This window comes from Streptomyces sp. NPDC002513 (genome assembly GCF_053595355.1).
The window spans coordinates 45,788-71,519 of the sequence record NZ_JBSFXK010000005.1 but is presented as its reverse complement, the minus strand read 5'-3'; the positions used below and the strand labels follow the sequence as shown (position 1 = coordinate 71,519).

Genomic DNA, 25,732 nt, shown 5'->3' with positions numbered 1-25,732 from the left:
GGGAGAGGGCGGGCGCGTCCCGCCGGGGCGGGAGGCTCCCCGCCCCGGCGGGTCAGCGCTCTTCGCCCTGGGCGACCTCGACCTCGTGATGGAAGCCGACGATCCCGGCCGCCGAGGCGCAGGCGGAGACGGTGGCGCAGGCGATGAGGAGGGCGGCGATCCAGCGGGCGGTCCGGTGCGGTGCCCGCGGGGCCGCCAGCAGCGCGGCGACACGCTGCGGCACGGGCCCGGCGGTCGCCGCGGGGGCGAAGGACGGCCGCTCGCCGGGGGCGGCCCGGGCGGCGAGCGCGGCCCGGCCGATCGCCTGGGCGGTCAGCCGCCGGTTCCCGACCACCGCGGCGGCGGCCTCGTCGGCCGCGCGTTCGGCGGCGAGCCGGATGACCGCGCCCATGGGCCGCAGCCCCGGATGACAGAGCGCGGCGAGTTCGGCGGCGGCGAGGAAGTAGTGGTGTCCGGCCGCGTTGTGGGCCCGCTCGTGGGCGAAGAGCACCTCCCGCTCGTCCGCGCTGAGACTGCGCAGCATCCCGGTGGTGACGACGACGCGGTGCGGACGTCCGGGCAGGGCGTACGCGTCCGGGCGCGGGGAGTCGATGACGCACAGGTCGCCGGCGGTGGAACGGCGGTCCGCCTCGGTGGTGGCGGCACGGAAGGCCCGGGCCTGCCGCGCCAGGGTGCGGCACACGGTCCACAGACTCACGGCGAGCGCGCCCACGGAGAACGCGGCCGCCGGCACGACGAGCAGGTTCGACGGGGTGGGCAGTGGGCGGACCAGTTCCCCGAACACGGCGAACAGCGGCAGCTTGAGCAGGCCGGTGAGGACGAAGGCGCCCAGCGCGGTCAGGGAGCAGCACGCGAGGACGACCGCGGAGCCGGTCACCAGCCGCAGCGCGGTCGCGGGCGCGAGCCGCTGGAGGGCACGCCGGGCGAGCGGGCCCGTCACGAACGGCAGCACGAGTGGGAGGAGCAGCAGGAAGGTCACGGCTCACCGGATTCCAGCAGATCCCGCAGGATGCGTTCGTCGTCCTCGCCGAGCTGGGCGACGAAGCGGGCCAGCACGGTGTGCCGGTCGCTGTCCCGGTCCAGTTCGGTGTGCATCCGCCGGGCGGTCAGGCCGTGGGCGTCCTGGACGGGGAAGTAGGCGTAGCCGCGGCCCTGGCGCCTGCGGTCGACGACGCCCTTCTCATGCAGCCGGGACAGGATCGTCGTCACCGTCGTACGGGCGAGACCGGTACCCAGGCTCACCTGTACCTCCCCGGGGGTCCGGGGAGCGTCCGCGGCCCACAGGGCGGCCATGACACTGGCTTCCAGTTCGCCCGCCGGGCGACGCTCGTCCCTCGCTTCGGACATGGAACCTTCCTCACCCCGCAGTCGTCTACATTTCTGTAGACCGTCTACAGAATTGTAGTCTTCGCGGGTCCGGTGCCGGGGCCGTCCCGCACACCCATTATGAAAGGGGGCCATGAGCATGCGTACAGCATCGCGCACCGCCCCGCCGCGCGCGCTCGATGTCCTGCGGGCAGCGCCGTGAAGCGGGCGGACACCGCGGACCTCGCCGGTTCGGTGGCGGTGGGCTCCCTCGCGGCGTTCGTGCTGCTGGCGCTGGCCGTGACCGGGCGGGATGGCTCCCCGCTGTTCGGCGACGCGGATCTGCTGGCGTGGTCGGTGGGCCACCGCCCGGATGCGGCGGTCGCGGTGGCGCGGGCCGTGACGTTCACGGGCACGGGAGTCGTCCCGTATCTGCTCGCCGCCCTGGCCGGCCTGCTGGCGGGACGCACCCGGCGCCGGCGGCTGGTGGCCCTGGCCGCCGCGATCCTGTGCCTGGCCGCGGGCCAGGCGGTGCGGTACGGGGTGATGGCACTGGTGGCGCGCCCTCGCCCGGCCACGCGGGACTGGGCCACCCAGGCGTCGGGCTGGTCGTTCCCCTCGGGGCACACGACGACGGCCGCGATCACGGCGGGGCTGCTGGCCTTCGCGATTCTGGCCCGCGCCCCACGGGCCAGAGCGGCACTCCTGGCGACCGTCCTCACGTGGGGCGTACTCGTCGGCCTCACCCGGGTGTACCTGGGTGTCCACTGGTTCTCCGACGTCCTGGGCGGCTGGCTGTTCGCGGTGTGCTGGCTGAGCCTGTCCGCCTACGCCGCCGCCCGGCTCACCCCGCACCCCCTCGCCGGCACAACGGATCCGGCGTCGTCCTCGACGTCCTGATCCGGATGTCCCCGGCGGTGGCCACGGGTCCGCCCCGTCCGGTGGCGCTCCGGAGTGGGTGTGGCTCCCGGCACCGGGAGCCACACCCACTCACCCCCGTCGGCGCAGCGCGTCGAGGCGGGTGAGGTCGTCGTCCGTCAGCCGCAGTGCGCCTGCCGCCACGTTCTCCTCGAGGTGGTTCGGGTCACCGGTGCCCGGGATGGCCAGGACATGGGGGCCCTGGCGGAGCGTCCAGGCCAGCCGGACCTGGGCGGGCGTGGCACCGTGCGCCCGCGCGACGGCGCGGACCTCGTCGTCCTCGTCGTGGGCCGGTCCGTGCGCGCCGCCGTTCCCGGCGACCGCGTAGAACGGCACGAACGCGATGCCCTGCGCACCGCAGAGCCGCAGAAGTTCATCCGCGTCCGGGTCCGGTGCGTGGAGCCCGTACTGGTTCTGTACGCACACCACCGGCGCGATCTGCTGTGCCTCCGCGAGGTGGCGGGGCTCGACGCCCGAGATGCCGAGGTACCGGATCATCCCCGCGTCGCGCAGTTCGGCCAGCGCGCCGAAGTGTTCGGCGATCGAGTCCCAGCTCCGCATCCGGCGAAGGTTGACCACGTCCAGATGGTCGCGGCCGAGCTGGCGCAGGTTCTCCTCCACATGCCCGCGCAGTTGGTCCGGCCGCGCCGGGGTGGCCCACTCCCCCGAGTAGTCGCGGTGGGGGCCCACCTTGGTGACGAGGACGAGGTCGTCGGCGTAGGGCGCCAGCGCACTGTTGATCAGCTCGTTCGCGGAGCGCAGCGACGAGAAGTAGAAGGCGGCCGTGTCGATGTGGTTGACACCGAGTTCGACCGCCTTGCGCAGCACGGCGATCGACCGCTCGCGGTCGCTCGCCGTCCCGAGGTGGAAGGCTGCGCTGCCCGTCAGCCGCATCGCACCGAAACCGATGCGGTTGACGGGCAGGTCGCCCAGTTTCCAGGTACCCGCGGCGTCCGCGGTGATCGTCTGTGAGGTCATCCGCGGATCATGCGCACACCGTCCGGCCCGGCGCACGCGCTTTTACGGAGCGTTTCGCGAAGCGCTGTACGGATGTGCGCAGGAGTGCTCTACGGGTACGTGTAGGTGTTCAGGGTGTTCACGGCGGACGCCGGGTTCCCGAGGTCGTAGCGGTCGACCGCGAGGTAGTTGGGCTTCTTGCGGGCGGCGGGCCGGCAGAACCGCTGGGCACGGTCGGCGAGCTTGGTGTTGTCGGTCTGGGCCGTGCCGGCGATCGTCGCGTCACGGAAGTGGTTCATGACGAACAGCGGGCGGAAGCCGGGTTCGGTGCGGGTGAGGGGGATGGCGGTGTTGGCGTCGTACCAGCGGCTGTAGCAGGACCAGTCGGAGGATCCGATGCCCGAGCCCATGGACCAGTAGTTCTCCACCGTCCAGTCCTTCTGGTACATCACGCCGAAGCTGTCGCGGGTGAGTCCGGCGGCCTCGTCGGAGGAGCGGCTGTGGTCGGTGAAGAGCAGCAGCCGGTGGCCCGCCGCGGTCAGATCGGCCATCTTCGGCCAGCCGTTCTGCCGCACACCGGTCTGGTCCGGCCGGTAGAGCACATCCGACAGGCCGTTCACCCGGGCCAGTTCGCCGCGCAGGACGCCCGGGTCGACGTAGTCCTCCAGGAAGACGGTGACGAACTGGTCGGGGTGCGCCTTGAGGAAGTCCACGATGCGCTGGAGGTCCACCCACAGGGCGACCGGCTTGCTGACCAGGGTGCAGCTGTCGTGGCAGAGAATGGCCCCGTCGGGTGTCTGGTGGATGTCCAGCATGAACCCGCGCACGCCGTCGGCGAGTTGCTGGTCGATGCCGCGGGTCTGGTTGGGCACCAGGTTCACGAAGGGCGGGGCGAAACCGCCGTCGACGCCGTTGGCGTACGCGTTGTGCGCGGTGAGGAAGGTGACCTGGTCGAGCGTGCGCTGGTCCGGCGACGGCATGGGACCGGTGGGGGACGTGACCGGCGTGAGGTACCAGGAGGCGAGGCCGCCCGAGGAGCCGATGGCCAGTGCGGCGGGGTAGTTGGCACCGGACGGCTTGGCGGCGACCGTCAGATAGCGCTCGGTTCCCGGCGCCTTGAGCGTGTACTGGTCGCCGCCGGCCGGAGTGATCTCCCAGGCCGCGTCGGCGCTCGTACAGGCGACCGTGCGGGCCCGGTCGCCGGAGCGGCCGAGGCAACTGCCCGTGGTGTCGGTGCTTTCGAGGACGTACGAGGAGCCGGCGGCTCTGAGGTTCCACTGCTGGTGGTCCTCGTTGCCCTTGGGGTTGTGCTGTTCGACGCCTCCCCCGTTGTCGGCCGCGTTCAGCCCGGTGGTGGCGCTCTGCACGTAGTAGGCACCGGCGGCGGGGATCGCGGCGGCCGCGTGGGACGGGGGTGCCACGACCGCGGCGGCCAGCGCGGTGGCCGCGGCGAGCAGGGCGTGGGGGGTTCGCATGGCAGAGCCCTTCGTTCGACGACGCAAAGTCAGGTGCATGACAGCAGACCCGGCGGTCGGACGCCGACAGGAAAGGTTGCCGCCGGGTGAAGCTCTGAGAACCCGGACACGGCCGCCCCCGGGCAGGGGCGCAGCGGGGCGGTCCTTGCGCGCACGCGCCGGTCTGGCCGGTCACGGCGCGGGGGCGGCCGCGGTGGGGGGTTGCGGAGGCACACTCAACCGCGTTGATATGCACCAGTCAAGGGTTGAGACCAGTCAACCGTAGGACGGGCCGGCACGCCGCTCAGCCCGTCGCGGCCAGCAGCGGGGTGCGTCCGAGGGCGGCCGAGAACTGGTCGACCACCTGGGTCAGCGCCTCCCTCGCACCCGGCGCGACGGTGAGGGAGCCGTCCTCGTGCACGGTGATGTCCTTGTCGAGGGTGAACCAGCCCTGCACTATGTGCGCCGCGCCCATGGAGTTGAGGACGGGACGGAGGGCGTAGTCGATGGCCAGCACATGCGCGGTACTGCCGCCGGTGGCGAGCGGCAACACGGTCTTGCCGGTGAGGGCGTACTGGGGAAGCAGGTCGAGCAGCGCCTTGAGGACGCCGGAGTACGCGGCCTTGTAGATGGGGGTGCCGACGACGACCCCGTCCGCCCGGGCGAACAGTTCCCTCGCCTCGACGATGGCCGGGTGCCGGAAGTCCGCGCCGAGCAGGGCCTCGGCGGGGATCGTCCGGACGTCGAGCGGCACCACCCGGTGTCCCTGTGCGATCAGCCGCTGGTCGAGGTGACGCAGCAGGCGGTTGGTGCGCGAGGAGACGGACGGACTGCCGGAGACGGACAGAACGGTGGCCATGCGGTCCTCTTTCGGGAAGGAAGAAGAGGGAGGGAAAGGGAGGGAAAAGGGAGGGAGCGGGCGGGTCAGGGACCGGTCAGGCGTGCGCCGCGACGGATGCGCTCCAGTGCCGGTGACGGTGCCGGAATCGCCGTCGCCGCCGCGGTCACGGTCGCTGACGGGCAGCCGGTCCTCCAGCTCCCCGACGAGGGGCGGCACGCACCTCCGGTCGGTGCGCTGCTCTCCGTCCCCGGTGACCAGCCCGCCGCTGACGTTCGGAACCCCGTAGGCGAACTTCACGGACGCTCGGGACATGCGGAACTCCTGTTGCGGAATCACGGAACGCCGAATGCGGAAAGCGCACGGGGACTCAACTGCGGTACGGCCACGGCGCGAAGGCGACGCTCTGGATTCGGGGAGCGGAAAGCGAGCACGCGTCCGTACGGGCGTCAGAGGCGTCGTGGGTCACGTACCGGGCCAACGCGCGGACGTGCGCCGGGAGAACTGGACCGAAGGGTGATCAGACCGCGGTGCGACAGGAGGCGCTGGAGACACGCGCGAGGTCGACATGGCGCCGCCGCGTGAGGTCCAGTCGCGTCTTCATGCCGTCGATCGTGGCAGCCGCCGGCTCGGCCAGTCAAGGGAATCCCGGGCGGTCTCGTATCGCGGACCAGCGGATTTCGCCGCGGCGTGACAGGAAGACCCAGAACGGCCTCGCACCGCCACGCAGGACGGGGCGGTGCGCTGATTCGGACGGCATCGGGTACCCCGAGGCCCTCGCACTCGCCTGGGCCGACCCCGTCCGTCCCCAGACGGCGCAGGATTCGTACGAGGCATTCAGGCGCGGGCACGGGCACGGGAGGTGAACGGAACGCTCCCCCGCGGTGCGCCGCCGGGAGAGAGACCGCCCCGCTCCCGGTGACCGTGCGTCAGTCGTCGTCGCGCGCCGGGACCACCACGACGAACGCGTGGGCCGCCGCCCCATGGCAGCCGACGGACCGCGGGCCCCACGTGCAGAAAGTCGCCGACCCCCTGAGCCGGGCTTCCTACGACCGGGTGACAGCATGGCCTTTCCTTCGCGGGTGAGGGAATGGGTGAGACACGACTCCGCCGCACGGCCGGGCCCGGCGGTGGTACGCACGGTCGCGCGCGTCGCGGCTCGGACGGGAAGGGCAGTGGTGGAAGGGCAGGCCTCGGTATCCCCCAGGAGATGGCCATGGCTGCGGCGGGTCGGCGCGCCGGCCAGTCCGGACGCGCCGTCCGTTCCCCCGCGCGCGCTCACCCCGGCCGGCCGGTCGTGGCCGGTGCTGTGGACGGCCTTGCGGCGCACGCCGGTGGCGATGTGGCGGGACGATGTGTCGGACTGGGCCGCGGCCTTGACGTACTACGCCATCCTCGCCCTGCTGCCCACGTTCCTCATGACGTTCTCCTTGATCGGAGCGGTCAGCCCGCATCTCACGGACGCACTGATCATGCGGGTCACGGCCTGGGCGCCGGCCGAGGCCGGGACGGCTCTGCACAGTACGCTGCGCCGCCTGGCCGGGGAGCGGTCCGCCGCGGTGACGGTGGCCGTCGGCGGCGGGGCGAGCGCGCTGTGGTCGGCCTCCAGTTATCTGGCGGTGTTCCGGCGGGCGCTGCACGACCAGCACGGTGTCGCGGACAACCGCCCCGCCCTGCGCAAGGCGCACCGGATCCTGCTCACGGCCGTGACGCTGCTGACCCTGCTGTTCGGCAGCGCGCTGCTGCTCGTCCTGAGCGGTCCGCTGGTGCGGGCGCTGGGGCGGTGGGCGGGGCTCGGCGATGCGGGTGCGACCGTGTGGGCCCTGCTGCGCTGGCCCGCCCTGGTGGCCCTGGTGGCGCTGCTGGTGCTGGTCCTCTTCCGGACGGGCCCGCCCCAGGCCCGCATTTTGCGTCACGCGGTGCCGGGCGGGGTGCTCGCGGCGGGGCTGTGGCTGGCCGCCTCCGTGTGCTTCACGGCGTACGCCGACGGGCTCGGCGCCTACAGCAGGCTCTACGGGTCCCTGGCGGGCGTGGTCGTCTTCCTCGTGTGGCTGTGGATGTCCCATCTGTCACTGCTCGCGGGAGCCCAGTTCACGGCCGAACTCACGCGTGCCGAGCGGGAGAGTTGATACACCCGTATCTACACATAAAGAAAAAATAAGAGCACACTGTGCGTACGCAGCCTTTCACCGCATACCGCATCAGACGCGGTCGTGCCTGCGAAGTCGAAGGAGGCAAGTGATGGCTGACGTCTCGCACACCCGAGGGGACATCACGACCCACCCCGACGTCCACGAGATGCGGGCCCGCTACGCCCGTGTGCTGGGCGGCCGCGATGTGGCGCTCATGGACGGACCGGTGTTCCTGCTCGGTCTGTACTGCGCCGCGTCCCCGTGGATACTCCACTACACGACGAGCCAGCCCCCGCTCGTGACGCACAACCTCATCATGGGGATCGCGATCGGTCTGCTGGCTCTCGGCTTCACCGTCTTGCCGGAGCGCATGTACGGCATGAGCTGGGCCATGTGCGCGCTGGGCACATGGATGATCATCTCGCCATGGATCGTCGGCACGGCCCCGGACACCGGAGTCGTGGTCAACAGCATCGTCATCGGCGTCCTCGCCGTGGTACTGGGCATGCTGTGCGCGGGCATGGCGACGAAGAGCACTCCACGCCCGTAGCCGTACCAGCCCGGCACCGAGCACCACACACACGGGAGCACATCCGCCCAGCACACACCCGCGGGCCGGTCCGCGACAGCGAACCGGCCCGTGGATCCCGCCGCGCGGAGCCTTAAGCGTTCGCGTGTTCCGTATCCGGGGCCGCGAGGTACTCCTCCACGATCTCCTTCGGCCCGAACGGCCAGACCTTCTCCAGCCGGGCCCACACCACGAACGCCACACAACCGAGTGCCAGCCAGGCCAGGGACCATTCGATGGGGTGGCGGCCCGGCGAGTTCTTGTCCGCGTAGCCGTAGATGACCAGCCAGCCGACGAGGGCGACGAGGCTCGGTACGGGGTACAGCCACATCCGGTACGGGCGGCGCAGCCCCGGCTGCCGCTTGCGCAGCACCGTCAGGGCGACGATCTGGGCCAGCGCCTGGACGAACACCATCACCGTGGTCAGCAACTGGATCAGCGTGGCCAGGTCGGTGTGACGGCCGATCAGGAAGCCGACCGCCGTGATCACGCCCATGGTGGCCAGGCCCAGCATGGGGAAGCGGTGCCTTGGGTGCAGCTTGGCGTAGGGGCGGAAGAAGACCCGGTCGCGGGCCGCGTCGTACGGCACCCGGGATCCGCCCAGCAGGCCCGTGAACACGGACGCGAACGCCGTGATCAGGATGAGCACCGTGACCGTGTCCGCCGCGCCCTCGCCCCAGGTCTTCTCCAGCACCGCCGACGCCACCGACGTGGAGGCGATGTCGTTCGGGTCGGTCATGCGGTGCCAGTCGACGACGCCGAGCGTGCCGATCTGCAGCAGCAGGTAGATGGCCATGATGCCGACGATGGAGTAGATGATCGAGCGGGGCAGCACACGGCCCGGATCCTTGATCTCCGCGCCCATGTAGGCGGTGGTGTTGTACCCCAGGTAGTCGTAGATGCCGATGGTCAGGCCCGCCGCGAAGCCGACCCAGAAGTGACCGCTCGTCAGCTCGAAGGCGTGCGCCGGGTAGGTGAAGGCCAGGTGGGCGCTGAAGTTCGAGGCCGCGGCGATGATCACCAGGAGGACGGAGGTGATCATCACGGCCCACATCACCGCCGTGATGCGGGCGATGTTCTCGATGCCCCGCCACAGCAGCAGGATCACGAGCGCGATGACGCCGAGACCGATCAGGTCACCGCCGGTCCGGCTCAGGTGCGGGGCCAGATAGTCCAGGTACTGCACGAAGCCCACCACACCGGTGGACATGATCAGCGGGATGAACAGCATCGCGGTCCACACGAACAGGAACGGCATCAGCCGGCCCGTGCGGTACTGGAAGGCCTGGCGCAGATAGACGTAGCTGCCGCCCGAACCGGGCATCGCCGCGCCCAGCTCGGCCCAGACCAGCCCGTCGGCGAGCGCCAGCACGGCGCCCGCCACAAAGCCGATGATCGCCTGTGGGCCGCCGAAGGCGGCGACCATCAGCGGGATGGTGACGAACGGCCCGATGCCGCACATCTGGCTCATATTGATCGCGGTCGCCTGGAACAGGCCGACACGGCGGACGAAACCACCGTCTGGTGGCGGACTACCGGACACGGGACCTCCTGAAGCGGGACGCGGGGAGAGGGATGTACGAACTGCGGGCCGACGCCGCGGGGCGGCCCGCGGATCAAGGGCGTCTGACATCCGGCCGGCGCTGGGCTCCCCTTGACTCGCCCGGCGAGGCTGATCAGCCGATATAGTTAAGGAGTCTTACTAGATACGTCAAGGGGCGTCACGCATGCGTGAGAATGGTGCGATGCCCGCCAGCGACGCACCGGAACAGCCGGAACACCCCTGGAACCGCCAACGGCTGCGCAGCGCCAACGAGCGGTTGCTCCTGGACCGGCTGCGTACTGCCGGCGCCGCCTCGCGCGCTCAGCTCGCCCGGGAGACGGGCCTGTCGAAGCCGACGGTCTCCAGCGCGCTCGCCGCCCTGGAGCAGGCGGGACTGGTCCGCGAGGCCGGTACGCACACGCCCGAGCGCGGCCGGATGGCCGTGCTGTACGCGCCGGACCCGGCCGCCGGGTACGCGCTCGGCATCGACATCGGCCGCGGCTGGCTGCGGATCGCGGTCGCCGACCTCGCCGGCGAGGTGGTGGCCCGGTCGGACGTGCGCAACCGGGCCCGCACCTCGGGCGCGCTGGCCGACCTGGTCGTCGGCACCGCCCGGCAGGTGATCACCGGCTCCGGAGCCCGGCCCGAGGAGGTGGCGCACGCCGTGGTGGGGACGCCGGGCGTGTACGACGAGGAGCGGCGCCGGGTGCGGTACGCGATCCATCTGCCGGGCTGGGGCCGGGCCGGACTGTTCGACCGGATGCGCGAGGAACTGGGCATCCCCCTGGAGGTCCACAACGACGCGAACCTGGCCGCGCTCGGCGAGTACACCTACGGCGTCGGCGCGGGCAGCCGGCTGTTCGCGTACATCCTGATCGGGACCGGCCTCGGCATGGGGGTCGTCTGCGAGGGGCGGCTGTTCACCGGTGCGCACGGCGGAGCCGGGGAGATCGGGTTCCTGCCGTGGCCGGGGCGGCAGAAGCCCAAGACGCTGGAGGACGCGGTGTCGGGCGTGGCCGTCGTCGAGTCGGCGCGGGCGTTCGGGATGACCGGAAAGCTCACGGCGAAGACGGTGTTCGACGCGGCCCGGCAGGGCCACCCCGCCGCGGCCCGGGCGGTGGAGCTGGAGGGCGAGCGCATCGCGCACACGGTGGCGGCCACGGCGGCCGTCCTCGACCCCGATCTGGTGGTGCTCGGCGGCGGGGTGGGCCACAGCGTCGATCTGCTGCTGCGCCCCGTACGTGAGACGCTGCGCGCCCTCACCCCGCTCCGCCCGAAGGTCGCGCCGAGCCGGCTGGGTGAGGACGCGGTCCTGCTGGGGGCGCTGGCGACCGCCCTGGGCACGGCGCGGGACGTGGTGTTCACGCGCCGCTCGACGGCGACCTGACCAACTCGCCCACCCACTCCGTCCCGAGGGGGGGTGGGCCTGTGGGCCCACCCCTTTCAGCAGGTCAGCTCACATTGAGCGCCGTGTCGTCGATGACGAACGACGTCTGGAGGCTGGAGCCCTCGGTGCCGGTGAACCTGAGGGTGACGGTCTGCCCGGCGTAGCTCGCGAGGCTGAGGCTGCGCTGGGTGTAGCCGCCGGCGGCATTGAGGTTGGAGTACGTCGCCAGGGTGCCCAGCACGGTCCCGGAACTGTTGAGGACCTGGACCTTCAGGGTGTCGTACGCCGTGCTCGTAGTGGTCTCCGCCGTGTCGATGTGCAGAGCGAAGCCGAGGGTGGCGGAGGTGCAGCCGGAGGGGATGGTCACCGACTGGGACAGGGTGTCGGTGTGCGCGGAGCCGTAGCCGTCCAGCCAGGCGTAGTACGAGCCCGTGCGCGGCGACTCGCCGGTGGAGTTGGTGATGACGCCGCTGCCGGCGCTCCAGGTGGTGGCGCCGGACTCGAAGCCGTTGTTGCCGAGGAGCTGGGCGGGGGTGCAGGAGCCGGTGCCGCCTCCGCCCCCACTGCTGCCGCTCCCGCCGGTGAGCCATGCCGTGGCGTTGAGGGCCAGAGCCGCATTGGTGGCGCCGGAGTCGTTCCAGCCGTCGTAGAGCGTGTTGCCGGACTGGCCCGTCCCGTCGTCGATCGGCGAGCTGTCGCCCCAGAAGGCGACGCGGCCACTGCCGAAGGTGCTGGTCAGGAAGAAGGCGCCGGTGTTGCCTGAGTAACCGCTGCGGTAGACCAGGCCCTTGACGGAGGGGTTGTCGGAGGGCTTGAGCGTGGCGGTGGTGCCGTTGGCGATGAGGCTCTTGGTGACGGTGCCGAAGGAACCGTGCAGGACCGGGTCGGTGCTGTCGCTGATGGCGGCCGGGTAGCCGGAGCTGATGTTCAGCGAGTCGATGGAGAATCCGAACGGGTCGGTGGAGTCGACGCTGTTGTTGGTCATCAGGTCGTTCAGGATCTTGACCGCGTCGTAGCCGTCGTTGTTGCGGTCGGCGCCGGTGTGGTCGGAGATCATGAACAGGCCTCCGCCGTTCTTGACGAAGTTCATGATGGCGGTCTTCTCGGCCGTCGTGAACAACGTGTTCGGTTCGGGCAGGACGAGCGTGTCGAAGTTCGACAGGTCGGTCGAGGACGAGCCGCCGTAGCTGAGGCTGGAGCCCGAGGGCAGCGTCTTCAGGCTGTAGCCGCCCGTCTTCTGCAGGGCGACGCCCCAGGACGAGAGGGCGCCGGTCCAGTCCGTCTCGACGGACGGGGAGGAGTCCTGGCCGAGGGGGTCGGGCTGGCTGGTGGAGATGATCCAGTCGGCGTTCCCGGCCGTCTCCGCGTGCGCGTTGTCGAACAGGACGCGATGCGGCGTGGCGGCGTGGGCCGGTGTGGCGGCCGTGGCCGCCTGAACGGCGGCGCCCGTGGTGAGCAGGCCGAACACGGCGAGGGCCGTGGTGAGTCTGTGGCGGTACCTGGCGAGTCCGAGCATCCGGCGGACCTCCGTGGGGGAGAGTTGGGCAGAGTCGGGGGAAGTTCGGGACGGAGCGGGGTGCGGGTGCCGTGTGTCTTCGCGCGTAGAACCATCACCGCGCTCTGCGCGCGCAGAAGTCCTGTCCTACACCGCCCGCGCGACCGGCTATTGAACGGTACATGGCAATTCGGGGGCGGGACAGATGGATGCCGCTCCGGCGGGGCGAGGATTGACCCGGCGTTGACCGGAGGTTGAACGTTGGCCGGAGGTTCAGACGGAACGGACTGTTGCCGCGCTCAGCGGGCACATGGCAGGAAGTGCAGAGACGTTCACGATAAGGGGCGAAGACGGAGATCTCGGGATTGTCAGCGCACTCGTCATCGGGCTCGTCATCGGCGTCCTGGGACGGCTCGTCGTCCCCGGGCGCCGGCACATCGGCGTCCTGTGGACGATCGTCGTCGGCGTCGTGGCGGCCTTCGTCGGCTCCGGGACAGCCGTCGCGTTCGGTGTGGCGGACACCAAGGGCGTGGACTGGATCGAGCGGCTCATCCAGATCGGTCTGGCGGCACTGGGCGTCGCGGCCCCGGACCGGGCACGGGCGCGGCGCTGACGCTCTCCCGTCGCGCCGAATTCCGTTGCGGGGTACGAGCCGTGGCGGTTGGCTTCTACGGGCTCCCTCCCGCACGACGGCACCGGCGTCCGGCCCGAGCACCGTGGCAACGGGCTCGTCCGCGGTGCCGGACCGGTGGCCGAGCGGTCAGCCGAGTTCCAGCGTGGTCACCCCGTACACGCGCTCGGTCGCGAACGGCCTGACCGGGCCGGTGTACATCCGGGCCGTCTCGAAGGACGGGGTGAGGCCGGCGCGTTCGGCCAGTGCGACGGCCGCGGTGTGGGGTTCGGGGACGTCGATGGCGATCTCCTGGCCGGCGGCCTCGGCGCTCAGCGCGGCGAACAGGGCGTCGGCGTCCTCGGCGGTGTCGGCGAACAGGGGGCCGATGCGCAAGGCGTCGCGGGCCGGGCGGAGCACGGCGTATCCGGTCAGCCGGCCGCCTTCGCCGCGGACGAGGACCCGGTGGCCGGGGGCGGTGAGCCAGTGCTCCAGGAAGCGTGGCCGGGCGGCCGGGCAGCAGTCGCTGTCGTACGCGGTGACGGCGTCGAGGTCCGCCTTCTCGGCGGGGCGCACTCCGGACGCCGCCTCCCCGGCGGGGGCGGGCCCGGTGAACCGCATGGTGCGGTGGGCGAACTCGAATCCGGACCGGCGGTAGTTGTCCTGTTGGGCGACGACACCGTCCAGTCCGATCGTGCGCCCGCCCGCGTGGGCGAGCCCCGTCTTCCAGGTGGCGAGGCCGAGGCCCCGGCCGCGCAGGTCGGGGCGTACGAGGTAGCAGCCCAGGAAGGCGTAGTCGGGGCCGTAGGTGACGACGGAGACCGCCGAGACGGGCTCCTCGCCGAGCCGTCCGATGAAGAAACCCCGGGGGTCCTGGGCGAAGAAGGCCGGGCCGTCGGACAGTCCCGGGTTCCACCCCTCGTCCGCCGCCCAGCCGCTGATCACCGGCCAGTCGTCGAGCGTGGCCCGGGTGACGACAAGGGCTTCGGGGCCCGCAGAGGTCATCGTTGCGCTCCGTTCCGTCAGGGGGTGGCGGTCGGTGCGGGGATGGACCGCACCGTACCCGCAGCATCCTTCCCGATCCCGGGGTCGTACGCCATGTCGGCTCCCCCTGTGGCCGAGAACGATCTGCCCCCGCCGGGCCGCTCGTTCGGCAGGGCCCTCCTCGCCGCGGAGGTCGGCTCAGCGGGTCGCTGCCGCGCGGAACCGGCGGTAGAGGATCGACCCGCCGAGCACCAGGACCGCACCTCCCGCGAGCGCGGGAAGGGGGGCTTGCGCGCCCGTGTGGGCGAGCATCGCCGTCGGCCGCGGGACCGTGCGGGCCACGACCGGTGCGGGCGTCTGCCCCCGCGGTGGCACGGCCGGCCGCGGGGCGGGGTGGTGGGGCCGGCCGGGCGAGGAGTTGACGGACGTGGTGTCGGTGGCCTTGTTGCCGAGGCCGGCCACGTTCACCGTGTTGCCGCTGATGTTCACCGGGAGGTGGACCGGCACCTGCACCTCGTTGCCGGCGAGCAAGCCGCTCGAGTCCTTCGCCCTGCCGTACGCGGAGGCCGCGACGGGAGCCGTCCCGGTCCCGTGGCGCGGGGCGCTCCGGGCCGTGTCCCGGTTCACGCAGACGTTGCCCGCGGCCGGGTCGAGGAGCCCCAGAACGTTCACGGTGTTGCCGCACACGTTGACCGGCACGTGCACAGGCAGCTGAACGCTGTTGCCGGAGATCAGTCCGGGCGAACCCGCGTCGGTGCCGTGCGCCGCGGAGTCCGCGTGCGCCGGCAGCGCCACGGCCAGCGCCCCCGAGGCGGCGGCCGCGGCGATCAAACCATTTCGGGTAACCCGTTTCATACGTTCTCTGCCTTCCAGACACGGTGGCGAGCACTCGCCCGCACCCGATAAAACGCAGAGGAACCAATCCGAGTTATGGCTTATCTTCCTTTCACCCCAACGAGTGGCCCGGTGTCGAACCCCAGGACTCACCGCGCGCCCGGTCCACGGGGCGCCCCGCGTCAGGTCAAGGACACCTCGGGCGCGTACAGGTCGAGCCACAGTGCGAGGTCCAGGGTGCGTTCGAGGCCGCGGCGCGAGTTCTGGGTGATCTGCGGCGTGTCGCGGTGGGCGGCCTGCCGTACCCGTTCCCGGTCGACCAGGTCGAAGACCCGGTGGTCGGGGCGGGTGAGGAGAGCCTTGGCGTGTTCCTGGAGGGCGACCGCGTACCGGGGGTCCTGGGTGGACGGGTAGGGGCTCTTGGTCCGTTCGTAGACGGTCTGCGGGAGCAGGTCCCGGGTGGCCTCCCGGAGCAGGCTCTTCTCCCTGCCGTCGAACGACTTCAGCGACCAGGGGGTGTTGTACACGTACTCCACGAGACGGTGGTCGCAGTACGGCACCCGCACCTCCAGGCCGACCGCCATGCTCGCGCGGTCCTTGCGGTCGAGCAGGATCCGTACGAAGCGGGTCAGATGGAGGTGGCAGATCCGTCGCATCCGGTACTCGAAGTCACTCTCGCCGTCGAGGCGCGTGATGCCCGAGACCGCCGTGCGGTACGCGTCCGCGATGTACGAGTCGAGGTTCAGGGCCTTCGTCACGTCCGGGCGCAGGATGTCCCCGTCCCCGCCGAGGCGCACGGAGGAGGGCACGAGCCAGGGGAACGTCTCGGCGGCGCGGGCCTCCTCGTCGAAGAACTGGAGGTAGCCGCCGAAGACCTCGTCCGCGGACTCCCCCGACAGCGCGACCGTGGAGTGCTCGCGGATCGCCCGGAACAGCAGCAGCAGCGAGGTGTCCATGTCGCCGAAACCCGTCGGGAGGTCCCGGGCGCGGATGACCGCGGCGCGCACGTCCAGGTCGGCGAGGGCGTCCGCGTCGAGGACGATGTCCTGGTGGTCGGTGCCGCAGGCGCGTGCGACGTCGTGCACGAACGGCGCGTCGGGCGTGCGGCGCAGTTCGTCGGCGACGAAGTGCTCGGTCTGCCCGACGAAGTCCACCGCGAAGCTGCGCACCTTCTCGCCGTGCTCGGCCAACTGCCGTGCGGCCAGGGCGGTCATCGCGGAGGAGTCGAGCCCCCCCGACAGCAGGGTGCACCGGGGCACGTCGGCGACCAGTTGGCGGCGCACGATGTCCTCGAGCAGCGAGCGGACGGTGGCGATGGAGGCGGCGCGGTCGTCGGTGTGCGGCCGGGTCTCGAGCTGCCAGTACACGCGCCGCCGCAGGCCGTGCCGGTCGACGGTGACGACCGTGCCGGGCTCGACCTCGCGCATGCCGTCCCAGATGGCGTGCCCGGGCGTCTTGACCATGGTGAACAGTTCCCGCAGCCCGTCGAGGCGGACGCGGGCGGGTGCCAGCGGGTTGGCGAGGATCGCCTTCGGTTCCGAGCCGAAGAGGACGCCGTCGGGGGTCGGGTAGTAGTAGAGCGGCTTGATGCCCATGCGGTCGCGGATCAGCACGAGGCGGTCGACGCGGCCGTCCCATACGGCGAAGGCGTACATGCCGTTGAGGCGTTCGGCGACCGCGTCGCCCCACTCGACGTAGGCGCGCAGGACCACCTCGGTGTCGGAGTCGGTGGTGAAGCGGTGGCCCCGCGCGGTCAGTTCGCGGCGCAGCTCGGTGAAGTTGTAGGCCTCCCCCGAGTAGACGAGCGCGACCGTGCCGTCCGGGGTCTCGGCGGTCATCGGCTGGCGGCCGCCGGGCAGGTCGATGATCGCGAGCCGGCGGTGGCCGAGGGCCGCGGGTCCTTCGGTCCAGGTGCCGCGGGCGTCGGGGCCCCGGCAGGCCATCGTCTCCGTCATCGCATCCAACGTCGTGCCCTCGGTCCGCAGGTCACGATCGTAGGAGACCCAGCCGGTGATGCCGCACATATGTGACCTCCCGCGTCCTGTCTCCCGGGGTCAACCCGTTCACCTGCGACTTCCTCAGGGCTCCGGCCGCTCCCGGCAAACCAGATGTATTGAGCAGCTATGTGTCGAGCGTGGGTCACGCGCGGGGGACGGTCAACTCCTCCACAACCCGACGGGCCCCGGTCAGCCGACTGTTCCGGCCGGGTTTTGCGCCGTGCGTACCCGCGGATCGGCTTCGTACCGGGCCGAAGCCATCGGGTCCTGGCCATGGGCAAAGAGTTTTCCAACCCCTCACCCGACCGGGCGCCGGACTCACCGAGGCGGCGGCTCCGTCCCCTGGTGGCCGCCGAGCGGCCCGGGAAGACCGCGCGGAGCCGCGAGGAGCCGTGCCGAGCCATGCGGAGCCGCAAGCTGCCGTATGCCACGGCGGTCACGCCGGTGGTCCGATTGCCCCGCATGCCCGACACGCGAATCGGTCCTAAGGTGCTGATATGGAAGCGCTCAGTCCCTTGACCCTCGCGGAACTGCGCCGGCCACGGCCCTATCCCGCGGTGTCGGTTCTCGCGCCGACGCACCGCCGTGAGCCGGACAACGCCCAGGACCGTGTGCGGCTGCGCAATGCGCTGGCCGACGCGAAGAAGCAGTTGGAGTCCGATCCCGCGGTCACGCGTGAGCGTCGCATCGACGTCGAGAGCCAGCTCGACCAGGCACTCGGCGAGGTCGACCTGACCTACACCGAGGACGGCCTCGTGATCTTCGCGGCACCGGGTGAGCACCAGGTGTGGGCACTGTCCCGTTCGGTGCCCGAGCGGGTGGTGCTCTCCGACACCTTCCTCACCCGCAACCTGGTGGCCGCGCACGTCGCGGAGCGGCCGTTCTGGGTACTGGCGGTCTCCCCGGACCGGGTGACGCTGTGGAGTGGCGGCGCCGGTCATGTCACCGAGGCCCGCACCGGCAGCTTCCCGCTGATCAGGGGCCGGGAGAACTTCGACGCCGAGCGCCGGGAGCAGATCGGTGACACCCCGAGCACCTTCCGCGACGAGGGCACCCGCCATTTCCTGCGCGAGGCCGACGCCGCCATGGCCCGGCTCCTGCGCCAGGACCCGCGGCCGCTGTACATCACCGGCGAGCAGGCGGCCCTGTCCGTGCTCGACGAGGCCGGCGGCGTCGCCAGGGAGGCGGTCCATGTTCCGCACGGCGGCCTCGCGCACGGCACCCCCAACGCCGTGTGGCAGGCGGTACGGCCGGTGATCGAGGCCGAGAGCCGCAAGAACGTCGAGACGGTCAGCCGCGAGCTGGAGTCGGCGCGCGGCCGCAAGGCGTTCGCCGCCGGTGTGGACGAGGTCTGGCAGAACGCGTCGGACGGCCGTATCCGGCTGCTCGCCGTCGAGGAGAACTACCGGGTGACGGTCCGGGACGACGCCGGTGACCACCTCGTTCCGGCCGAGAGCGGGGACCTGGACGCCCGCGAGGACATCGTGGACGAGATCGTCGAGCGCTGCCTGGACACCGGCGCCGAGGTCCGCTTCGTTCCGGACGGCACCCTCGCCGACGCCCGGGGCATCGCCGGCGTGCTCCGCTACTGAACCCGTCCCGTCCCGAGCTCCCGGACGTGCGCCGCTCCGGGCGAGGCGATCGCGGCTGAGCGTGGACCTCGCTCCGCTTCCGGGGTTGCACGGGGGCGGGCGGCGGCCTTCCCCCGTAGTCGCACCCATGCACTCGGAACGCACACCCGAACGATGACCCACTCGCCCCAGCGGACCCTCAAGTCCCTTGCGTTACTAGCAACTTGGACAGCCAGGACGTCCGCTGCCGACGGCCTGCCGCCGGCGCCCCACCAGGCCGCTGGCATATGCCAGAAGCACCACCGTATCGTGTGTCGCCAAACCCCTTACAGAGCGTCGCGGGCTGTGCAACAGTCGTCTCGGTCCTTCCGTACCCCTTGGTCGAACCGTCCCGCATCGGAGCGCGTCATGCCACCCCATCTCTCCGCGGACCGCCCAGCCGCCGTGCCACCCCGGCGCGGCACGCTGGATGCGCTCATCTCGCGGACTCGGCGACTGCGCGGAGAGGTGGACGCCGTACGGCAGGAGGCGCCCGAGGACGGCTCGGACCCCGAGGACCGGTGGAAGCGCGCCCTGTGCGATCTCGCACTGCACCAACTCACGGATCTGGGCGAGCACTTGGGGCAGCTACGGGACGGCCCCCCGGCCGCGCCCGCCGCAGGCACCGGCCCGGCGGCCCCGCCCGCGGCCCCGGAGGGCTCGCTGCTCGGCCGGGTCGGCAGCGCGGAGTGGAACCTCCTGACCGACGAGGCGAGTTGGTCCGGCGAGCTGTACCGGATCCTCGGCCGCGACCCCGCGGCCCCCGCGCTGACCCTCGACGAGTTGCCCTCACTGGTGCACGACGAGGACCGGCCGCTGCTGACGACGATGGTCACGGACTGCCTGATCGACGGCAAGCCCATCGACGGGGAGTTCCGGATCGTCCGCCCCGACGGCGAGGTCCGCACCGTGCACATAATGGGCGAGCCCGTGCTCGACGCAGACGGCAGCACCGCCTCGATGTGGGCCGTGCTGCGGGACGTCAGCGCACTGCGCCGCAGTCAGCGCACCGTGCACGAGACCCGCGACTCGCTGCAGCGCCACCGGCGGCGCGCACACACCGAGCACCGGCTCACGGTCGAGCCGCCGCAGGCCGTGCTGCCGCCCTGGCAGGGTTCCCTTCGGCGCCCGGGCCAGGGCCCCGGCACCGGCACACTGGACCTGGCCGCCCGCCCTCTGCCGTCCGCCACGCGTCGGCCGATCGGCGGCGACTGGTACGACGCGCTGGAACTGCCCGACGGGGACACCCTGCTCAGCGTCGGCGGCCTCACCGGACCCGGGGTGACCGTGGCCTCCGGCACCGCGACACTGATCGGTGCCCTGCGCGGCATGGCCGTCGCGGGCACCGAACCCGGCCGCATGCTGGGCTGGCTCGACCAGTTGCTCGACGCCTCCGTCCAGCCGGCCCTCGGCAGCGCTCTCTGCTGCCGCTACCGGCCCGCCACCCGCACCCTGAGCTGGGCACAGGCAGGACACCCCGCCCCGCTGCTCTACCGCGGCGGGACGGGGCGCGTGCTCGCAGGCCCGGACGGCGTGCCGCTCGGGGTGCCCTCGTCGGCCGCCTACGGACAGGCGGAAGTGACGCTTCGGGAAGGCGACCTGCTGCTCCTGCACACCGACGGGCTGGTCCCTCGGCACCGGGGCACGGCGGCCGTCCGGGCGCTGCTCGATCTGGCTCCGCGCCTCGGTGGAGCCCGCACGGCCGAGGAATGCGTACAAGCCGTCGTGGAGCAGTTCGGCGCGAGCGAGCACACGGACGACGCCTGCCTGCTCGTCGCCAGGGTTCTCTCCTGACGGGCGGGATGGTCACGAACGGGTCCCTGACGAACGGGTTCCCCGGGCATGGTCCCGACGTACCAGGGCAGCGGACCCGTACGGGCCGTCAGTTCCGGCACAAGCCGCCTCATGCCGGTGCGCTGGGTCCGCCCCTGGGCCTCGACAGCCCCTTCGGGAGCGCCTGTTTGATCTCCTCGCGCAGGTCCTGGATCTTCGGATAGCTGGAGTACTGCCCCGTCAGCCGGTACATCTCGCGCAGCCGGTCCCAGGTACGCAGGGAGGAGTTCGACCCCATCGACGTCAGGGCCAGGCGTGCGTAGCGGTCGGCCTGTTCCGGGTCGTCGGCGATGAAGCAGGCGGACGCGAGCGAGATGTGGTCGAAGATCTTCGACCGGTCCCGGCCCGTCTCCCGCAGCTGCAGCGCCTCCTTGGCGTGCTGCTGGGCGATCCGGGCCGCGCCCGGCTCGTGTTCGGCGAGGGTGCGGTAGGCCAGGGCCTGCATGCCGTGCAGATCCGCCTCGTCGAACATCTGCATCCAGCTCGGCGGGGGTACATCCCCCTTGTCGGAGACGAACAGGTCCTCCGCCTCGCCGAGGGTGCGCCGCATGGCCTGCCCCTTGCCCAGGGACGCCTGTGCCCAGGCCTCGATGGTGCAGAGCATGGCGCGGGTGCGCGGCAGCACCTCGTCACCGGAGCCGGACTTGGCGAGCTGCATCAGGTCGAGCGCGTCGTCGGGCCGGCCGAGGTGCACCATCTGGCGGGCGGCGCGGGAGAGCGCCTCGCCGGCGCGGGGCCGGTCGCCGCCCTCACGGGCCGCGTGGGCGGCGATGACGAAGTACTTCTGGGCCGTGGGTTCCAGGCCGACGTCGTGCGACATCCAGCCCGCGAGGACGGCGAGGTTGGCGGCGACGCCCCACAGGCGCCGCTGCAGATGGTCGGGGTGGCGGTAGGCGAGCATGCCTCCCACCTCGTTGAGCTGTCCCACGACAGCCTTGCGCTGCAGCCCGCCGCCGCGGGCCGCGTCCCAGGCCCGGAACACCTCGACCGAGCGTTCCAGTTCCTCGATCTCCTGCGATCCGATGGGGACGGCCTCGTAGCGGTCGAACCCAGCGGGATCGGCGTGCAGAGGGTCGTCGTAGCGGGGAGCGTCGGCCGCGAGGGCCGGATCGGTGTGCAGCCAGTCGTGCATGGCACTACTGAGTGCGGATCCTGCGGTGAGCGCGGCGCCCGCGCTCACCAAGCCGCGTCGGTTGAGCATGAGGTCCATTCCCGTGAATTCGGTGAGGACCGCAGCGGTCCGCTCGGGCGCCCACGGAACTCCGTCGGGGTGTTGCGCATGCCCCTCGTCACGCCGTCTCCCCACGCGCCCCTGCCTGACCAGACCGAGGTCCTCGATGGTCACGACACGGCCGAGTCGCTCGGTGAACAGCTCCTCCAGCACCCGCGGCACCGGATCGCGCGGGATCTCTCCCATGTCGATCCAACGCCGCACCCGTGAGGTGTCGGTCGCCAGCTGGGGGTGACCCATGGCCGCCGCCTGCCGGTTGACCATCCTCGCGAGTTCGCCCTTGGACCAGCCGGCCAGGCCGAACAGGTCCGCGAGGCGGGTGTTGGGTTGTCCGCTCACGTCAAGCCCCCAGGTTCTCGGCTGAGTTGACAGTAGCCCGCTGTCAGTTGCTTGGGGACTATTCGCCAGGGTTCGCCAGGGTGCGCCAGATGGTGTGCCACGGGGTGGCGGGTGTCAGGTAGGAACGCGCCACCCCGACCCGGTCGCCGCAGGGACATTCCCCAGGGTGCACCCGCGACGGCCGGGCAGGGCGGCGGAATTCTCTGGCACACGAAGGGATCTGTATCACCCATGTACGCAGCATCATCCTCCGTGTCCGCCCCGTCCCGGCCGCTGCGCCCCCGCCCGGGCGGCGGCCCCTATCTCGAACCCGCGAGGTCGGCGGCCCCGGTGCTCGGTGCCGGCCGTACGCGCCGCGTTCCGGGCGTCGCCGCCCCGCCGCTCAGCGGAAGAATCGACCTGTCCGGCCCCCAAGGCGCGCAGCTGCGCACGGCGATCGCTTCGGTGCACCGCATCTGCCCGGAGTTCGCTCCGGTCCAGGTGCTGCGCCGAAGCGGGCGGTCCGTGCTCCTCGTCGGCACGACCGGGCGCAGTACGGCGGTCGCCAAGTGCTTACTGGACCACTCACCCATCTGGTCCGAGCGTCTCCGGCACGAGATAGCGTCATACCGGTCGTTCGTCCGGCACCGGCCGCCCGTACGGGTGCCCCGGCTGATCGCGGCGGACCCGGACAACTGCACCCTGGTGATCGAGCGGATGCCGGGCCGGGTGGCGGCGTTGCAGCGGCATCCCGTGGAGGCGCCGCCCCGCGCGGACATCCGGACCGCGCTCGGCGCGATCTGCCGGCTGAACGCATGGCGTCCTCCGGCCGGTACGTTCGACGCGCCGCTGGACTACCCGGAGCGCATCGCGCGCTTCCATGAGCTGGGACTGCTCACCGACCGGGACATGGGCGACCTGCAGAAGCTGCTGCACGACATCGCCCACGCGGCGGGCCGGCAGGGCATGGGCCAGTTCTGTCACGGCGACGCCCTGCTGTCGAACATACTGCTCTCACCGACGGGCCCCGTGCTGGTGGACTGGGAGCACGCGGGCTGGTACCTGCCCGGGTACGACCTGGCGACGCTGTGGGCGGTCCTCGGTGACGCGCCCGTGGCGCGGCGTCAGATCAGCCAGATCGCTCAGTCGGCGGGTCCGGCCTCGCGCGATGCCTTCCTGGTGAACCTGATGCTCGTCCTGACCCGGGAGATCCGTACCTACGAGACGGCCGTGCAGCGTTCGATGCACGAGGCGACCCCGGCGGCACCGGGAGTGGCCCCCCCGGGTGCCGTGCCGTCCGGCGAGGAGCAGCGGCTGCTGCTGCGGCGGCTGCACGACGACTGCCAGTTGGCCCGGCGGGCCGTACGAGCGGCGGTCGGCACTCGCTGAAGGGGAGGGCGGTCCGCGGTGCGTGCGCGACAGCGGCGTACCGCGGACCTTCGTCGTTCCCGGCCCTTTCCCGCTCCTTGCGGGTCTGCTGCTCCCTTCGGGGCACCGGTCCACTCCACTGACGCCCCGCAGGCCGCGTCACCACCGTGAGGAAACTCCTCGCCACCGCCGCCGGTCGGGAAAATCGCCGTCGTCCGGGGGTGATTGACGGATCGTCGGAGAGCCAGTACCACTGACGCACGTCCGGCCCCCGCACGCCCCAGAGCGCTCGACCGTCCCAGGAGGCTGCATTGCGAGGTTCCGCCACCGACCGTCCCTCCCCCGCCTGGTACAGACGCACCCTGAGGACGGCGGGCGCCGCCGCCTCGGCGGCGCTGCTGCTGCCGCTGCTGGGCGCCGCGCCGGCACCCGGGCCCGGCGCCCCGGCCGGACTCCGGGGTGCGTTCGCCGCCGCGGCCGACGACTACCACGTACCGCAGAACGTGCTCCTCGGCGTCTCGTATCTGCAGTCCCGCTGGGACACACACGGCGGCGCGCCCAGCGCCGTGGGCGGTTACGGCCCGATGCACCTGACCGACGCCCGCAGCGCGATCGCCCGGGCCGCGCACCACGGTGAGGGTGCGGAGGACGCCCGCGGTGACCAGGTCCGCGCCGCGCTGCTGCCGACGACGAAGGTGCCCGCGGACGCCGGGCTGCCGGCCCGGTTCACGACCCTGCTCAGGGCGGCCACGCTGACCGGCATCCCGGCCGCCCGGCTGCGCACGGACCCGGCCGCGAACATCGCGGGCGGTGCCGCGCTGCTGGCCGCGGCGCAGAAGCGGTTGGGCGAGCCGCTCAGCGGCGATCCGGCGGACTGGTACGGGGCGGTGGCCGAGTTCTCCTCCGCGGACGACCGGGCCACGGCGGCGGCGTACGCGGACGACGTATTCTCCGTGCTGCGCGCGGGCGCTCGGCGCACCACGGACACGGGGCAGAGCCTCACGCTCGCCGCCCGGCCGGACCTGGCGCCCGACACCGCGCAGCTGGGACGGACCGGGCTGCGGACGGCGGGTGCCGACGGGACCGAGTGCCCGGAGCTCGTCTCCTGCGGGTGGATCCCGGCACCGTACGAGCAGTTCGGCGACGGCGACTACGGCAACCACGACCTGGGCGACCGGCCGGCGTCCCAGCGCATCAGGTACATCGTCATCCATGACACCGAAAGCCAGTGGGATGATGTACTGAAGCTGATCCAGGACCCCACGTATGTGTCCTGGAACTACACTGTGCGGTCCACGGACGGGTTGATCGCCCAGCATGTGAAGGCGAAGGACGTGGCCTGGCACGCGGGCAACTGGTATGTCAACGCCACGTCGATCGGGATCGAGCACGAGGGCTTTCTCGCCGCCCCGGACGCCTGGTACACGGAGGCGATGTACCGTTCGTCGGCCCGGCTGGTGCGGTATCTCGCCGGGAAGTACGGCATCCCGCTGGACCGGCAGCACATCCTCGGGCACGACAACGTTCCGGGCCCGACGGCCTCGACGATCCCGGGCATGCACACGGACCCGGGTCCGTACTGGGACTGGCGGCACTACTTCGAGCTGCTCGGCAGTCCGTTCCACCCCACGGCCGGTGCCCGGGGCGGCCTGGTGACGATCCTGCCGGACTACGCCGCGAACCAGCCCGCGTACACGGGCTGCACCACCCCGGGCGCGCCGTGCGCGGCGCACGGCTCCAGCGAAGTGCGCCTGTACAGCGCGCCGGACGCCACGTCGCCGCTGATCAGGGACATCGGGCTGTACCCCGAGGGGAACGACTCGACGGTCGACGTGAACGACGTCGGCTCACGGGTCTCCACCGGCCAGCGGTACGCGGTCGCCGGCCGTGACGGGGACTGGACGGCGATCTGGTACCTGGGCCAGAAGGCCTGGTTCCGCGATCCGAAGGGGCAGCGGACCGCGGTGAACGCGTCCGGTCTCGTGGTGACGCCCCGGGCCGGGCTCACGGACATCCCGGTGTACGGCCGGGCGTACCCGGAGAAGGAGGCGTACCCGGCGGGGGTGCCCGCGCAGTCGGTGTCACCGCTGCCGTATCGCCTGCCGGCGGGCCAGAGGTATGTGATCGGCGACAGGGTGCCGGGCGAGTACTTCTACGCGGTCACCTTCACCACGGACTCCCACCGGGTCGTGGTCGGCAAGGACCTGTACTACGAGATCCAGTTCGGCCACCGGGTGGAGTTCGTCCGGGCGGCGGACGTGACGGTGGAACGGTCGGGAGCGTAGCCGCCGGGCGACGGCCGTCGAACGCCGAAGGGCCGGATCCGCCACCTGGAGATCCGGCCCTTCGC

21 protein-coding genes are annotated in these 25,732 nt (G+C 71.8%); 9 read left to right on the top strand and 12 right to left on the bottom strand.

Annotated features, from left to right (window positions below):
* Positions 1-52 precede the first annotated feature (52 nt).
* Together ACWD5Q_RS05545 and ACWD5Q_RS05540 are read right to left on the bottom strand one after the other, a co-directional pair.
* Entirely contained in the window at positions 53-979 is a 927-nt protein-coding gene (locus ACWD5Q_RS05545) for a M48 family metalloprotease (RefSeq protein WP_451425709.1), read from the bottom strand.
* Positions 976-1,347 carry a BlaI/MecI/CopY family transcriptional regulator gene (locus ACWD5Q_RS05540; protein WP_451425708.1) on the bottom strand — a complete coding sequence of 124 codons (372 nt, stop codon included), beginning with the start codon at positions 1,345-1,347 and terminating at the stop codon, positions 976-978. The genes ACWD5Q_RS05545 and ACWD5Q_RS05540 overlap by 4 nt, the downstream gene beginning before the upstream one ends.
* A 177-nt stretch (positions 1,348-1,524) precedes the next feature.
* On the opposite strand from ACWD5Q_RS05540, the gene ACWD5Q_RS05535 reads away from it, so the two are divergent.
* On the top strand, positions 1,525-2,205 hold the full coding sequence (locus ACWD5Q_RS05535) for a phosphatase PAP2 family protein (RefSeq protein WP_451425707.1): 681 nt from the start codon (positions 1,525-1,527) through the stop codon (positions 2,203-2,205).
* A 90-nt stretch (positions 2,206-2,295) separates the two neighbouring features.
* Here ACWD5Q_RS05535 and ACWD5Q_RS05530 read toward each other — a convergent pair whose 3' ends face one another.
* The 4 genes from ACWD5Q_RS05530 to ACWD5Q_RS05515 form a co-directional block, all read right to left on the bottom strand.
* Complete coding sequence (locus tag ACWD5Q_RS05530; RefSeq protein ID WP_451425706.1) at positions 2,296-3,201, bottom strand: oxidoreductase; 906 nt, start codon at positions 3,199-3,201, stop codon at positions 2,296-2,298.
* 89 nt (positions 3,202-3,290) lie between these two features.
* Positions 3,291-4,655 (bottom strand): RICIN domain-containing protein, encoded by a 1,365-nt coding sequence (locus ACWD5Q_RS05525; protein ID WP_451425705.1) that lies wholly within the window; start codon positions 4,653-4,655, stop codon positions 3,291-3,293.
* A gap of 283 nt (positions 4,656-4,938) precedes the next feature.
* Positions 4,939-5,493, bottom strand: a complete 555-nt coding sequence (ssuE, locus tag ACWD5Q_RS05520) for an NADPH-dependent FMN reductase (RefSeq protein WP_451425819.1) — start codon at positions 5,491-5,493, stop codon at positions 4,939-4,941.
* A 499-nt stretch (positions 5,494-5,992) separates the two neighbouring features.
* Positions 5,993-6,076 (bottom strand): putative leader peptide, encoded by an 84-nt coding sequence (locus ACWD5Q_RS05515; RefSeq protein WP_451425818.1) that lies wholly within the window; start codon positions 6,074-6,076, stop codon positions 5,993-5,995.
* Positions 6,077-6,647: 571 nt separating this feature from the next.
* Here ACWD5Q_RS05515 and ACWD5Q_RS05510 point away from each other — a divergent pair.
* Both ACWD5Q_RS05510 and ACWD5Q_RS05505 read left to right on the top strand, forming a co-directional pair.
* A complete protein-coding gene (locus tag ACWD5Q_RS05510; RefSeq protein WP_451425704.1) occupies positions 6,648-7,601 on the top strand; it encodes a YihY/virulence factor BrkB family protein in 954 nt (317 codons plus the stop codon).
* A gap of 112 nt (positions 7,602-7,713) precedes the next feature.
* Positions 7,714-8,154: an SPW repeat protein gene (locus tag ACWD5Q_RS05505; protein ID WP_451425703.1), complete on the top strand. Its 441-nt coding sequence runs from the start codon at positions 7,714-7,716 to the stop codon at positions 8,152-8,154.
* 112 nt (positions 8,155-8,266) lie between these two features.
* Here ACWD5Q_RS05505 and ACWD5Q_RS05500 read toward each other — a convergent pair whose 3' ends face one another.
* The gene (locus ACWD5Q_RS05500) at positions 8,267-9,715 is read right to left on the bottom strand and encodes an APC family permease (protein WP_451425702.1); all 1,449 of its coding nucleotides are present in this window, start codon (positions 9,713-9,715) and stop codon (positions 8,267-8,269) included.
* Between the two features lie 202 nt (positions 9,716-9,917).
* Here ACWD5Q_RS05500 and ACWD5Q_RS05495 point away from each other — a divergent pair, with 202 nt between their 5' ends.
* A complete protein-coding gene (locus tag ACWD5Q_RS05495) occupies positions 9,918-11,102 on the top strand; it encodes an ROK family protein (protein WP_451425817.1) in 1,185 nt (394 codons plus the stop codon).
* A gap of 64 nt (positions 11,103-11,166) precedes the next feature.
* Here ACWD5Q_RS05495 and ACWD5Q_RS05490 read toward each other — a convergent pair whose 3' ends face one another.
* Positions 11,167-12,618 (bottom strand): hydrolase, encoded by a 1,452-nt coding sequence (locus tag ACWD5Q_RS05490; RefSeq protein WP_451425701.1) that lies wholly within the window; start codon positions 12,616-12,618, stop codon positions 11,167-11,169.
* Positions 12,619-12,907: 289 nt separating this feature from the next.
* On the opposite strand from ACWD5Q_RS05490, the gene ACWD5Q_RS05485 reads away from it, so the two are divergent.
* Positions 12,908-13,210, top strand: a complete 303-nt coding sequence (locus tag ACWD5Q_RS05485) for a GlsB/YeaQ/YmgE family stress response membrane protein (protein ID WP_451425700.1) — start codon at positions 12,908-12,910, stop codon at positions 13,208-13,210.
* 147 nt (positions 13,211-13,357) lie between these two features.
* Here ACWD5Q_RS05485 and ACWD5Q_RS05480 read toward each other — a convergent pair whose 3' ends face one another.
* From ACWD5Q_RS05480 to asnB, 3 genes are all read right to left on the bottom strand, one after another.
* Positions 13,358-14,212, bottom strand: a complete 855-nt coding sequence (locus ACWD5Q_RS05480) for a GNAT family N-acetyltransferase (RefSeq protein WP_451425699.1) — start codon at positions 14,210-14,212, stop codon at positions 13,358-13,360.
* Positions 14,213-14,389: 177 nt separating this feature from the next.
* Positions 14,390-15,022: a chaplin gene (locus ACWD5Q_RS05475; RefSeq protein WP_451425698.1), complete on the bottom strand. Its 633-nt coding sequence runs from the start codon at positions 15,020-15,022 to the stop codon at positions 14,390-14,392.
* A gap of 185 nt (positions 15,023-15,207) precedes the next feature.
* Positions 15,208-17,049 carry an asparagine synthase (glutamine-hydrolyzing) gene (asnB, locus tag ACWD5Q_RS05470; protein ID WP_451425697.1) on the bottom strand — a complete coding sequence of 614 codons (1,842 nt, stop codon included), beginning with the start codon at positions 17,047-17,049 and terminating at the stop codon, positions 15,208-15,210.
* Positions 17,050-17,519: 470 nt separating this feature from the next.
* On the opposite strand from asnB, the gene ACWD5Q_RS05465 reads away from it, so the two are divergent.
* On the top strand, positions 17,520-18,614 hold the full coding sequence (locus ACWD5Q_RS05465) for a baeRF3 domain-containing protein (RefSeq protein ID WP_451425696.1): 1,095 nt from the start codon (positions 17,520-17,522) through the stop codon (positions 18,612-18,614).
* 387 nt (positions 18,615-19,001) lie between these two features.
* A complete protein-coding gene (locus ACWD5Q_RS05460) occupies positions 19,002-20,426 on the top strand; it encodes a PP2C family protein-serine/threonine phosphatase (protein WP_451425695.1) in 1,425 nt (474 codons plus the stop codon).
* 109 nt (positions 20,427-20,535) lie between these two features.
* On the opposite strand, the gene ACWD5Q_RS05455 is transcribed toward ACWD5Q_RS05460, so the two are convergent.
* Positions 20,536-22,035, bottom strand: coding sequence for a DNA-binding protein NsdB (locus tag ACWD5Q_RS05455; protein ID WP_451425694.1), 1,500 nt, complete (start codon positions 22,033-22,035; stop codon positions 20,536-20,538).
* 231 nt (positions 22,036-22,266) lie between these two features.
* Between ACWD5Q_RS05455 and ACWD5Q_RS05450 the strand changes: the two genes are divergently transcribed.
* Both ACWD5Q_RS05450 and ACWD5Q_RS05445 read left to right on the top strand, forming a co-directional pair.
* Positions 22,267-23,403 (top strand): aminoglycoside phosphotransferase family protein, encoded by a 1,137-nt coding sequence (locus tag ACWD5Q_RS05450; protein ID WP_451425693.1) that lies wholly within the window; start codon positions 22,267-22,269, stop codon positions 23,401-23,403.
* A 290-nt stretch (positions 23,404-23,693) separates the two neighbouring features.
* Complete coding sequence (locus ACWD5Q_RS05445; RefSeq protein WP_451425692.1) at positions 23,694-25,667, top strand: N-acetylmuramoyl-L-alanine amidase; 1,974 nt, start codon at positions 23,694-23,696, stop codon at positions 25,665-25,667.
* The last annotated feature ends 65 nt before the right edge of the window (positions 25,668-25,732 follow it).